Source organism: Kribbella sp. NPDC104740 (assembly GCF_055583505.1).
In genome coordinates, this window is sequence record NZ_JBVJNV010000002.1 from 380,579 (window position 1) to 393,044 (window position 12,466).

Genomic DNA, 12,466 nt, shown 5'->3' on the forward strand with positions numbered 1-12,466 from the left:
GGTGTGTCAGGCCGGGCCGACGATGTTGCCGCCCTGCACCGACACGTTCACCGCGGCCAGCGGGTCGCGGGCCGGACCGCTCTTCACGCTGCCGTCGGCGGCGCTGAACTTGCTGCCGTGGCAGTTGCAGTCGATCTCACCGTTCTCGACCTTCGCCACGATGCAGCCCATGTGCGTGCAGACCGCGGTGAAGCCCTTGTACTGCCCGGCGGTCGGCTGGGTGACGACCACCTTCGCGTCCTTGAAGATCGCGCCGCCGCCGACCGGTACGTCGGAAGCCGGCCCGAGCACCGGGCCACCGGCGCTGGACGGCGCCGAATTGGGCGCCGAGGACGGCGCGTCACTCGGGGCGGAGCTGGTCTCGGTGCTGCTCGGCGTGCCGCCGGCGTCGCCGTCGTCACCGCACGCGGCGAGCAGCGGCGCGCCCACGCCGGCGAGACCGACCACCGCGGCTCCGCGCAGTACCGATCGTCTGTCCGTCTGGTCAGTCATGAATCTGGCCTCCGTCAACCTGGATGTACTCCCCACAAACGAGCAGAACCGCCGATCGGTTCAACGCCGCCGTGAAACTTGTTCAGCGGGTGGCGCGTTCCACCAGCCGGGCCGCCATCTCCAGCGCGGCCCGCCGGGTGGCCGGCTCGAGCATCTCCGGGCGCAGCGGCCAGGCGTGCTGGAAGTGCGCGTCGTACGGGAGGACGACGTACCCGAGTCCGCGGTCGGAGACGGCCGACTGCAGCCAGCGGACCGGCTCCGGGTCGTCCGGCCGGTTCTCCGCGATGATCACCAGCCCCTTCTGGACCAGCATCTGCTGACCCTCCGGGGTGAGCTGGTCGAGCTGCGCGATGCTGGCCGGTGCGTCCTCGCGGGCGGTCGGGATGACCACGGCGACCGCGTGCGCCGAGCCGGCGACGTACGCCGTGGCCTCGTCGAACAGGCCGGCCGGGCAGTCCACCAGCGAGATCGGGATCTGGTTCGCGCCGCCGACGTTGCGCGCGGCCAGCACGTCGCTGATCGCGTCCGCCGTCGACTCGGCGCGGGCCAGCTGGACGCGGGAGTTCGGTGTGTTCGCGATCCCCTGGTCCAGCCGGTGGGTGAGCTTGCCCTCGAGCGGGAACGCGTCGACGGCCAGCACCAGGTCGCTGCGCTGCGAGGCGATCGTGTCGGCCAGCAGCGCGGTCACCGTGGACGTGCCGCTCTGCGGCACCGGGCCGAGCACACCGATCATCCGGCCGATCCCGATCGGGCGGCGGATCACCGCGATGTTCTCGACGTCGCGCTGCATCCGGCCCGACGCCCCGGCGATGTACGCCGCCTCGGCCGCGAACCGGCCGATCTTGCGGAAGAACCCGCCGGGCTTGTCCTCGTGCTGCAGGCCGACCGTGTTCGTTGCCACCGGCAACGCTCCGGCCAGGGGGTCCTGGTACTGCGGCGTGTAGGCCTGCCGCCCGGGACCGCCGTCCGGCGTGGGGTTGTCCCAGCCGCCGGACTCCTGCTGCTGAGGAGCGTTCCAGCTGCCGTCACCCTGAGGTGGCGGGTACTGCTGGTACTGCTGCTCGTACTGCTGGACCGGCGGCTGCTGGTACTGCGGGTACGGAGGCTGCTGCCACTGCTGCTGTTGTTGCTGCTGTGGAGGTGGCGGGGGCTGCTGCTGATACTCCTGCTGCTGCGGGTAGTACGGCTGCTGGTACTGCTGAGGAGGTGGCGGCTGCTGCCACTGCTGCTGGTACTGAGGGTTCTGGTACTGCTGTGGCGGAGGTTGCTGCTGGTACTGCTGCTGATACTGCTGGCCGTACTGCTGCTGCTCGTACTGGGGCTGCTCGTACTGGGGCACCTGCTGCTGCGGAGGAACAGGTGCACCCCACCCACCACCGGTCGGCACCGGCGGAGGCGTCATCGTCTGCTCCACCGGCACCGGTGCCTGGTGCTGGGCAGGCGGCTGCGCCGCGGCCGGGGGGCCGGTCGCCGCCGATTTGTCGTCCAGGCGGTCCATCATGTCCGCCTGCCAGTTCGGCCCGGTCATACCATCCGATCAGAAGACGTCGAGCAGATCGCTGAACACCCCGAAGGCTCCGAGCACCAACGGGACCAGCGCCACCACGGCCAGCACCTGGACCTGGTCCAGGACCTGACCGAGCCGGACCTGGACGTGGTCCTGCGGGGTCCAGGCGAGACCGAAGCCTCCGACCATCGCCACCACCACGAGTAGTCCGACTGCTACCAGTGTGCCACCCACCGACTGCTGGGACAGATCCTGGACCAGCGCGGCGATCACGACTCCGGCCGCGGCGAACAGCCCGAGCACCTCCGCGGCCAGCGGGTAGAGCCGGGAGCGGGAGCACAGCAGCAGCGCCAGCAGCGCGGCGATGCTCACCGTCCAGGCGGAGCCGTGCAGCGCGAGCACCAGCCCGGCAGCGGCCGACCAGAGCGCGATGGCCGTGGCCGACAGCGCCAGACCGACGTGGGCAGCGTTGAGCGCCGCCTCGACGTCCGGCCGGCCGATCTCGTTGCCCCGCGCCCGTACGTCGTCCAGCGCGGTCAGCCCGGACAGCGACAGCGCCAGCCGCGGCAGTACGCCGAGCAGCAGCACCGCCACGACCGCGATCAGCGCGCTCAGCTTGTCCGCCGAGACCCCGGCGCCGACGCCGATGATCCAGATCACCGCGAAGACCATCGCCGTACCGCCGCCGACCAGACCGCCACCGGCCAGGCCAGCCATCGCGAACAGCAGCGGCCCAACCCCCAGCGCGAGCGCGACGATGCCACCGCGCATCGGTACCGACCAGTCCTCGGACATGCCCAGCGACCAGGCCACGATGGCCAGCAGCACCGGCGTCACCACCAGCAGCGTGATCGCCGTCGCCCGCTGGTCGGCCCGGCCCAGGACGACGCCGCCGAGCCCGGTGATGATCGCCACCACCAGCACGACGAACGCAGCGATGTCCGGCTGGGTCGCCCGGACCAGCGCGATCGCACCGGCCAGCAGCGCGAAGATCAGCGCGGCGCCGGCGGCCCACTGGCGGTGCTTGCGCTGGAAGGTGGTCCCCCGCCGCTCCAGGTCGTCGACGGCCTCCTCGGCTACGTCGTACACGGTCGGAGGCGGCGGGACCTCGCCCTCGGCGGCCAGCCGGAGCACGGCGCCGTCACCGATCTGCGCGGAGCCCAGCGTCAGCTCCAAGGAGACCGTCTGCCCGGTCGGGGTGGTCAGGTACCGGCGCCGCGGCGACGGATCGACCGGTTCGCCGAGCATCCGGAGCAGGTCGGGCATCAACCGGCCCAACGGCTCGTCCACCGGCAGTACGGCGTCCATCTGACGCTGCCGGCCGATGATGGTCACCCGGCTGTAGACCGCAGCCACCCGTCACACCTCTCTGATCGTCACTACTACTGAAATTGCTCAGGCCTGGACAGGAGCGCCCGGAGGCACCAGGCGGCCGAGCAGCGCGCTGTAGATGTTCCAGTCGAGCTGGTTCTTGCCGTCGCCGATCGGGTACCACACCGCGGGCCGGCCGGACGGGCCGATCTTCGCCGGGGTGATCTCCGCGACGCCGGTCAGGTCCAGTGCGCGCTCGGCGCCCGTGCCCTGCAGCGCCTCGTTCCCGACCGCCATCGCCATCGGAGCCGGTACGCCGGTCCAGTGCGGGATCGCGTTGGTGTCCTTGCCGTTGCCCCGCGCGCCCTGGGCGAAGAACGAGACCAGCTCGAACGAGTTGGCCAGCCGCTCCCCCACCTTGCGCACGGCGTCCGGCGTCGGAAGACCGTCCGGCGTCGAGACGGCCATCGTGATGACCTCCTCCAGCCCAGCAGGCCGCCGGTGGATCTCCACAGCTCCCGCTGCGCTCAGCCCGTCCTTGCCGCCGCTCAGCGACAACCAGGTCGGCTTCGGCGCCCGGCGACGGCAGTACGCCGTCAGCTGGCCGACGTTCCAGGGCTGGGTGACCGGCTCAGCCGTGCCCCAGCCAGCCGGTGCGGCGCCGGTCAGGTCCTTGAACAGCTGCTCGGCGGCCTTGCCGACGACAGTGGTCTCCAGCGCCTGGTACCGGACCCGCGCGGTGATCATCAGCTGCCAGGGCAGCTCCAGGTCGATCGTCGTGAAGGTCGGGCTCATGTCGACCTTGTCCTGCTCGCCGGCGGCGACGGCGGAGAACATCTGGCCGTCCCACTGCAGCTTCGAGCCGCCCTGGCCGTCGTACGCGCCCTCGCCGTTCGGCTCGGTCACCACCCAGCGCGAGTCGACGCCGCTGAACAGCGTGGCCCGGGCGTTGAAGGTGAGCTGCGTGGTCGCCGGAGTGACCAGCTGCAGGCCGAGACCCGCCGCCTCGGCCGCGGCCAGCGAGTCCACCATCCAGGCGGACATGCCGACCACCGGGCGGTCCTGCATGATCACGACGACCTTGTCGGTCCGGATGTCGATCGCCGGACTGAGCTCGACCGGGTTAGCCATGCTGGCCTCCAGCGGTAGCAGCGGGGGTGGGCGGGTTGAACGGCGGCGGGGCGGGCTTCCAGACCCGGCCACCGAGCCGCTGCACCAGCGTCTCGGCGTACCGGTCGGCCAGCTCGGGCCCGCCGTCCTGCGGGTTGGCGCGGACCTCCATCCACCAGACCGGGGTCCGGGTGCCGGCCAGCTCCGGGCCGAGCATCCGCTCGACCTCACCGGGGACCTGGATCAGGATCGGCGCCTCCAGCGACGCCAGCGGAGTACCGTCCGGGCTGCACAGCTGCAGCACCGCGCCGTCGGAGACCTCACGCACCAGCCAGTCCGGTCCCGCGGCCATCATGCCCGCGAGCACGTCCTGGTACGACGGCCTGCCGTCGATCAGTGCCACCACGTCGTAGCTCACTTCACTCCGCCTTCTCGTCGGCAGCGGACGTCGTACCGTCCGCCAGTGCGGTCTGGATCAGGGAGGGCCGCTCACCGCGGCGGACGAACAGCCCGCGTCCCGGCGGGTAGTTGCCCGGAGGGGCGCCGGTGAACAGCGCGCCCTCGGCCTTGTCGCCCGACAGCACCAGACCAGCGGTGCCGGACTCCATCACGGTGGTCAGGAACGGCTCGTACAGGGCCCGGCCTGCACCGGCGGCCCGGCGGGCGATCACGAAGTGCAGGCTGATGTCGCGGCCGGAGGCGATGTACGGCAGGAACGGGTCCATCGGCGCCTGGCCACCACTGGTCAGCAGGTCGTAGTCGTCGGCGACGACGATCACCTTCGGACCGGCGACCGGCGGCGGCGCCGCGTCGTTCAGGTCGTCCGGCAGCCGCTTCTCCAGCTCGCCCGCCACACCGGCGGCCAGCCCGGCACCGACCCGGCCGCTGGTCGCGTAGCCGCCCAGGTACTTGTCCGGGAGGAAGCCGCGCAGTCCGCGCCGCGGGTCCATCACGGCGAACACGACCTCGTCCGAGCTGTACCGGTCGGTGAGCTGCTCCATGATCAGCTTCAGCAGGTTGGTCTTGCCGGACGCCGTGTCGCCGAAGATGACCAGGTTGCCGTCGCGCTCGAACAGGTCGAGCAGCACCGGTGCCATCGCTGTCTCGTCGAGGCCGATCGGCACCCGTACCGGCTCCTGCTGCGGACCGGGCATCGTCGACCGCTCCAGCTTGTGCGGCAGCACCCGCACCCGTGGCGCGACCGGACCCTGCCAGGCCGAGCTCAGCGCCAGCGCCTGGCCCTGGATCGCCTCGCTCAGGTCGTCGTCCTGCAGCAGGCTGTCGGTCCGCGGCAGCGCCAGCTGGCCGAACAGCTTGCCGCGCGGCGTCAGCACCCGGCCCGGCCCGGCGTTGCGCATCGTCTCCTGCAGCCGTCGGTCGATGTTGGAGTCCGACGGATCGTTCAGCCGCAGCTCCAGCACGGTACCGAACAGGGTCTGCGTCGCCATCCGGACGTCGCTCCAGCGCAGCATCGCGGTGACCATGTGGATGCCGTAGCTGCTGCCGCGCTGGACCAGGTCCGCGATCGGCTCCTCCAGCTCGTCGAACGTGGTCTTGATCGCGCCGTAGTTGTCCAGCACCAGGACGACGTCGGCGACCGGCAGCTCGGGCAGCTCACCGGCGGCGTGCATCGCGCGCATTCGCTCCATCGTGTCGATGCCGCGGTCGCGGAAGACGATCTCGCGCTGGTCGAGCATGCCGCGGACCTCCTCCAGCGTCCGGCGGATCTTCTCCCGGTCGGTCCGGATCGCGACCCCACCGACGTGCGGCAGGTCGGCCAGCGGCTGCAGACCACCACCGGCCAGGTCGATCGCGTAGATCGCGACCTCCTGCGGCGTGTAGCTGTGCGCGAGCGACGTGACCAGCGTGCGCAGGAACGTCGTCTTGCCCGACGACGGGCCGCCGATCAGCGCGCAGTGCCCACCGGTGTGGGTCAGGTCCAGCCGGAACACGCTCTGGCTCTGCTTGCGCGGGTCGTCGATGACACCGATCGCCGGTGACATCGGCGGCGCCGGTACGGCGTACTGGAGACCGCGGGCCGCGGTGATGTCGACCGGGCCGCCGACCTGGTCCAGCGTGCAGACCTTCGGCAGCGGCGGCAGCCACACCTGCGGGACCGGCGTCGCGGCCGGCTTGACCTGGTCGACGAACACCCCGAGCACCGTCGGCCCGGTGGTGCGCTCGGTCGAGTCGTCCTTGTCGTCCTTCTTCTCGTCCTCCGCCGCCAGCTTGGCCAGATCCGGCTGCTGGTACGGCGTGACCAGGTACGGCCGCACGGCGGGGCCGTCCTTGGCCTTCTCCTCCTCCGGCACCACGCGGCCCTTGTACGGCCCGGACACGTAGGCGGCACGGAACCGCTGGTAGACGCTGGTGTCGACCTTCAGGTACCCGAAACCGGGCAGCGGCGGCAGATGGAACGCGTCCTCGGTGTCGAGCACCGTGCGGCTCTCCTCCTCGGAGAACGTCCGCAGGCCCAGCCGGTACGACAGGTAGGTCTCCAGGCCGCGCAGCTTGCCGCCCTCGACCCGCTGGCTGGCCAGCAGCAGGTGCACACCGATCGACCGGCCGATCCGGCCGATCGACAGGAACAGGTCGATGAAGTCCGGCCGCGCGGTGAGCAGCTCACCGAACTCGTCGATCAGCACGAACAGGTGCGGGTACGGCGGCATCTCCGGCCGCTGCTGCCGCAGCAGCCGGTAGTCGGTGATGTTGGCGACGTTGCCGGCGTCCTTCAGCATCTGCTGCCGGCGCTGGACCTCACCGGCGAGGCTGGCGTAGGCGCGCTCGGTCAGCGACGGGTCGTCGACCAGGTTGGTGATGATGCCGGCCACGTGCGGTACGCCGTCGAACGGCGCGAACGTCGCACCACCCTTGTAGTCGATCAGCACCATCGCCAGGTCCTCCGGCGAGTGCGTCGCGAGCAGACCCATCACCAGCGTCCGCAGTACCTCGGACTTGCCGGAACCGGTCGCACCGATGCACAGGCCGTGCGGACCCATGCCCAGCTGGGCCGACTCCTTCAGGTCCAGTACGACGGGCTGGCCGAGGTTGTCGACACCCAGCGGCACCCGCAGGAACGCCCGCTCGTGGCGGGGCACCCACATCCGCTCCAGGTCGAGGTCACCCGGGTCCTGGATCTGCAGCAGGCCCATGAAGTCGACGGTCTTCAGCGACGCGTCCTCCTCCAGCGACTCCTCCGACAGCCGCAGCGGCGCCAGCGAACGCGCCAGGCCCTCAGCAGTGGCCAGCGGGGTGTCGTCGAGCTGCCCCTCGGCGGTCATGTAGCCACCGCCGCGCAGGTCCTCGACCAGGACGTGGCCCTCCTGCACGGTGATGCGGATCGCCACGTTGCTCGGCTCCTGCATCCGGTCCTGAACCAGGTGCAGCACGGTCACGCCCAGCTCGCCGATGCCGAGCGTCGGGTCAGCCGGGGTCACCTCGGTCGCCACGTCGCCGTACGTGTCGTGCAGGACGAGCATGCGCTGGATCATCCGGCGCTGGTCGCTGCCCAGCGAGCCGCGGCGGGCCTCGCTGGCCAGCGTGACCCGGGAGGCGACGTCGTCGCGGATCAGCTCGGCCAGGTCACCCGGCTTCGCAGCGATCCGGCGGAACGGGTGCGGGCCCTCGCGACGCTCCGGGTCCACCGTGTGCGGCAGCCAGCCGACCCACTGCCACTGGTCGAGCGCCGACGCCGGGAAGGTGGCCGCCACCTCCAGATCCTCCGGGGCGTGGAAGACCGCTGCCTGCAGCATCAGCGCCCGAGCGATCCGTACGACGCCGTCGCGGTCGCCGACGATGCTCACGTTGCCCGCGAGGTCCAGCGGGATGGTGAGCGGCATGTCCGGCATCAGCGCGAACCGGCGGGCCAGCGCCTCCGCCTCGGCCATCATGAACGGGTCCGGCGGGTCCATCATCGAGCCGCTCTGCGCCAGCGTCGCCGGGACCACGGGCATCCGCCCGGTCGCGCAGCGGACCAGCAGGAAGTCCGGGTCGCTGCGGCGCCGCTCCCACAGCCGGGCCGGGTCGCGGACGCAGTCGACCAGCGCATCGGCCGGCGGGTTCAGCGCGAGAGCGGTCTTGCGGTTCTGCCGCTCCATCTTGCCGAACTCCTCGCGCAGCCGCTCGAGGTAGTCCAGGTACCGGTTGCGCTGGTCCCGGCTCTCCTTGCCGGAGCGGCCGCGCTGGGAGAACATCATCCCGAACGTGCCGACCACGGTCAGCGCGAGCACGCCGACGCCGATCACGGCGGACGTCCCGGTCCGCATCGTGCTCATCATCCCGACCGACCCGAGTACACCGACGGCCGGCATCAGCGCCTGCATCGCGTTCCCGCCGGCCTTGCCTCGCGCGCCGGGCGGTGGGGTCTCGATGACCCGCGGCTGCCCGGTGTCGATACTCCGGGTGCTCCGCGCCGGGCGGTGCACGAGTCGTGTCGACACTGTCTCTCCTCAGCTGGGCCCGACCGGCCCCTCGACTGCACGACATGAACGCCTCAGATGGCATGCTGCACCGGACTCTAGTGGAGGGGCGGCTCACTACCGATGACCGAGACACCGTTCGACCCGCGGCAGGTGCTGGACCTGGTCGCCGACCTGCTGCCGGTGCTGCTGCCGGACGCGGAGCTCGACGCCGCGGGCCCGATCGTCAAGCTGCGCTGGAGCCGCGGCGGCCTGGTCTCCAGCGCCGAGGTCGGCCTCACCGAGCTCGTCGATCGATGCCGTCAGCAACCGAACCACCTGTGGCCGCGCACCGTCGACGACTGGCTGCGCGCCGTCGTCGCCGAGATCGGCGTCGCCACCGACGAGCACCTGTACGGCGCCGTCGCGAACCGCCAGCGGGTCACGCTGCGCCCGCAGGGCTGGACCGCGGCGTACGACAGCGTCCTGGCCGGGCTCAGCGTCCCCTTCGGCCGCTACTTCGAGATCGCCTTCGGCATCCAGAGCGGCCCCGACTGGCACCGCCTCACCCAGGTCCGCCGCGTCATGCACGGACTGCACCTGCCCGGCAGCCCGTCGGGCCTCGAGCTCACCCTCGACGGCCTCACCGGCCTGGAGCTGCAGGACGTTGCTGGTACGCCGTACCAGCGCTTCCACCGCCCCGGCGACCAGACCGTCGGCCTGGCCCTCGTCGACCACGAGCAGCTCCTGCCCGGCGGCGGCAAGGGCCGCGGCTCGATCCTCGCCCTCCCGTCCACCGACCAGCTCGTCGTCTGCCCCGTCGACCGCAAACTGGACATGCAGGCCCGCGTCGACGAGTTCGCCCGCTGGGTCGCCAAGTCGTACGCCGACGCCGCCGACCCCTGCTCCCCCGGCGTCTACTGGCTCACCGGCGAACTCCTCGCCGAGCTCCCGGTCGACCTGGACGTCACCCCGTCGGTGACGTTGCCCAAGGCCCTCAAATCCCCGTTCTGGCGCCGCGGCCGTCGCTGACAACGACCGAAGGCCCAGCCGTGACGGCTGGGCCTTTCAGTACTCGCGACCGCCGGGCTGCTGGCGGTGCTGCGTCGCCGGGCGTTCGCCGTGGTCCGCGGACACCCCGCGCCGGCGGGCGCCGCGGTCGAGCTCAGGGTCTCTTCAAAACGGCGACGGCTGCGGCGGCTCGGCCTGGATCGACCCGTTGCTCAGACCACGCGCGTACTCCAGCGCACCCTCGTGCGACTCGTGCGCCGGCGAGTACGGGTGCACCACGCCGCCGCCGACCAGGTACAGCTGGTTCGACATGCCACCGGCCGGCGCCATCACCAGGAACTCCTCCCGGCGCCCGGCCTGCCAGTCCGCGAACGCCGCCGGCTCGTGCCGCGGCTCGTCCGCCCCGGCCCGCGCGTTGAACCAGTCCGCCAGCAGCACGTGCGCCTGCTCCAGCTCGTCCTGGCCGATCTCGTTCTCGCTCATCTCAGTTCTCCTCGTCCAGTGCGTCCAGCGTCGCCCCGTCGATCGGCTTCGGTTCCAGACCGGCCCGCTCGGCCAGGTCCCCGATCGTGAACGAGCCGTACCCGAGCTCGATCATCCCGTTCTGCACGACGTACGCACCGCCGCGCTCGAACAACGCCACCAGCGGCTCGTACGGATCCTCCAGCTCCGGGAACCGCTGCCGCGGCAGGTCACCCAGCGCCGCCCAGCGCACGATGTTCGCCGCCATCGCCGGCGGCACCGGGTTCGTCCCCGCCGTCGCCGCGTCCACCTTCAGCTTCTCCAGCAGCACCGGACTCACCTCGACCGAAGGATCCAGCGCACCGGCCAGGTCGAAGAACGGCCACCGCTCCGACAGCTCCAGCGCCTGCCCCCACAACGCCGTACGCCGCAGGAACTCCCGCGTCAACCGGAACCGCGACCGCTGCGCCCCGAACGCCAGGTCCCCGTCCCAGGCCACGGCCAGCAGCCGCTCCGTCATCCGCTCAGCAGCGGCGGTGTCGCTCATCGTCCCATTCTCTCCTTCACGATCCGGACCACGTCGTCCAGGTTGGACAGGTCCCGCGCGAGCCCACCCGGCGGCGGGTTCAGGCCGATCTTCAGCTTCGGCCAGTGGTCCAGCAGATCCGCGTTGGCCCCCGACTGCAGCGACCGCGGCGCCAACTGGTGCGCGCCGGCGTGGTCCTTGCCGAACAGGTACCCCATGTCCTCGTCCCAGGACCGCGGGTTCGCGTAGGAGTACGGGATGCCCGCCTCCATCAGCTTCGCCTCGACGTACTCGTGCGCGACCAGCGAACGGAGCTGGTTGGTGCGCTCGGGGTCGAGGACCTTGCCGTCCATCGCGTCCTTCCACAGCTCACCGATGTCGGTGTCCGCCTCGAAGTTCCCGTGCCGGATGTCACCACCACCGATCGGGACGTCGTGCTTGTTGACGAACAGGTTCCGCTTCGCCACGTCCACGATCTTCGGATCCACCCCGACGACCTCCGCGATCTTCGGCACGTCGTGGGTGACGCCCCGGATCTCCCGGTACAGCTCGTCGGCCTCGTTGCTCCTGACGAACTCGTTGTGGTCGGGTTCGCGGACCGGGTACGCCGAGTTGCCGCCGTCACCCTCGGCCGGCAACCGATCGCTCGACCCGGCCGCAGCAGGCTCCGGCGGGTGCACCGGCTCCTGGGCGCGCTGGTCGTGCGCGGGGCTGTCGGGCTGGTTGTGCGTGGGGTGGTCGGGCTGGTGGTGCGCCGGGTTGTCGGGCTGGTTGTGCGCCGGTCCGTCCGGTTGGTTGTGCGGCGCGGGGCCGTCGTGAGCGCCGCCGGCGGCCGGCCCGTCGCCCGGCGGGTCATGCCGGTAGTCGAGCCGGGGATCCCGCGGCGGGTCGTACTTGTAGTCCAACCGCGGGTCCCGCGGCGGAGTCTCCGGACGCTGCATGAAGTCCTCGCGGGGGTCGCGCGGGGGCTTCTGCATGAAGTCCTCACGGGGATCCCGCGGCGTGGTGCGCTCAGGATCCAACCGATCGGCGATCCGGTTCGGGTCATGCGGAGCCGGCGGCCCGTCGGGGTGCAGCGCGTTCTCGATCCGGTTGGGATCACGCGGCGCTGGCGGCCCGTCCGGGTTGAGCGCCTTCTCGATCCGGTTCGGATCGTGCGGCGCATGCGGCGCCGGCGGCCCGTCCGGGTGCAGGGCGTTCTCAATCCGGTTCGGATCACGCGGAGTAGGCGGCCCGTCCGGATTGAGCGCCTTCTCGATCCGGTTCGGATCGTGCGGCGCATGCGGAGCAGGCGGCCCGTCCGGGTGCAGGGCATTCTCGATCCGGTTCGGATCATGCGGCGCCCGCGGAGCAGGCGGCCCATCGGGGTGCAGGGCGTTCTCGATCCGGTTCGGATCACGCGGCACCCGCGGAGCAGGCGGCCCATCGGGGTGCAGGGCGTTCTCGATCCGGTTCGGATCACGCGGAGCCGGCGGGCCGTCCGGGTTCAGACGCCAGCTGATGTCACCAGGCTCCGGCGTACGCGGTGCACTCGGCTGGTCGTGCAACGGCCGAGCATCCTGCGGCGCCGGCCCTTCCCGCCGAGTCGACGGGTCCGGCGCACGGTCGTGCGCCGACGGAACCTGCTGCTCAGGAGCATGCGGCTGCTGC

Annotated in this window: 10 protein-coding genes; 1 reads left to right on the plus strand and 9 read right to left on the minus strand. The window is 71.4% G+C overall.

The window, feature by feature from the left end:
* Window positions 1–6: 6 nt before the first annotated feature.
* The 6 genes from ACZ6Z4_RS11405 to eccCa form a co-directional block, all read right to left on the minus strand.
* On the minus strand, window positions 7–492 hold the full coding sequence (locus ACZ6Z4_RS11405; RefSeq protein ID WP_465561594.1) for a Rieske (2Fe-2S) protein: 486 nt from the start codon (window positions 490–492) through the stop codon (window positions 7–9).
* 82 nt (window positions 493–574) lie between these two features.
* On the minus strand, window positions 575–2,020 hold the full coding sequence (locus ACZ6Z4_RS11410) for a MinD/ParA family ATP-binding protein (RefSeq protein ID WP_465561596.1): 1,446 nt from the start codon (window positions 2,018–2,020) through the stop codon (window positions 575–577).
* A 9-nt stretch (window positions 2,021–2,029) separates the two neighbouring features.
* On the minus strand, window positions 2,030–3,355 hold the full coding sequence (gene eccD, locus ACZ6Z4_RS11415) for a type VII secretion integral membrane protein EccD (RefSeq protein WP_465561598.1): 1,326 nt from the start codon (window positions 3,353–3,355) through the stop codon (window positions 2,030–2,032).
* A 39-nt stretch (window positions 3,356–3,394) separates the two neighbouring features.
* A complete protein-coding gene (locus ACZ6Z4_RS11420) occupies window positions 3,395–4,441 on the minus strand; it encodes a DUF6177 family protein (RefSeq protein ID WP_465561600.1) in 1,047 nt (348 codons plus the stop codon).
* Window positions 4,434–4,838 (minus strand): hypothetical protein, encoded by a 405-nt coding sequence (locus ACZ6Z4_RS11425; RefSeq protein ID WP_465561602.1) that lies wholly within the window; start codon window positions 4,836–4,838, stop codon window positions 4,434–4,436. The genes ACZ6Z4_RS11420 and ACZ6Z4_RS11425 overlap by 8 nt, the downstream gene beginning before the upstream one ends.
* A 1-nt stretch (window position 4,839) precedes the next feature.
* Window positions 4,840–8,859, minus strand: a complete 4,020-nt coding sequence (eccCa, locus tag ACZ6Z4_RS11430) for a type VII secretion protein EccCa (RefSeq protein ID WP_465561604.1) — start codon at window positions 8,857–8,859, stop codon at window positions 4,840–4,842.
* 102 nt (window positions 8,860–8,961) lie between these two features.
* On the opposite strand from eccCa, the gene ACZ6Z4_RS11435 reads away from it, so the two are divergent.
* Complete coding sequence (locus ACZ6Z4_RS11435; protein ID WP_465561607.1) at window positions 8,962–9,849, plus strand: hypothetical protein; 888 nt, start codon at window positions 8,962–8,964, stop codon at window positions 9,847–9,849.
* Between the two features lie 144 nt (window positions 9,850–9,993).
* Here ACZ6Z4_RS11435 and ACZ6Z4_RS11440 read toward each other — a convergent pair whose 3' ends face one another.
* The 3 genes from ACZ6Z4_RS11440 to ACZ6Z4_RS11450 all read right to left on the minus strand — a co-directional run.
* Window positions 9,994–10,311 carry a hypothetical protein gene (locus ACZ6Z4_RS11440; protein WP_465561610.1) on the minus strand — a complete coding sequence of 106 codons (318 nt, stop codon included), beginning with the start codon at window positions 10,309–10,311 and terminating at the stop codon, window positions 9,994–9,996.
* 1 nt (window position 10,312) lies between these two features.
* Window positions 10,313–10,837, minus strand: coding sequence for a hypothetical protein (locus ACZ6Z4_RS11445; protein WP_465561612.1), 525 nt, complete (start codon window positions 10,835–10,837; stop codon window positions 10,313–10,315).
* Window positions 10,834–12,466 (minus strand): hypothetical protein (locus ACZ6Z4_RS11450; protein ID WP_465561614.1); only part of this gene is annotated, 1,633 nt, incomplete at its 5' end. The genes ACZ6Z4_RS11445 and ACZ6Z4_RS11450, both read right to left, overlap by 4 nt.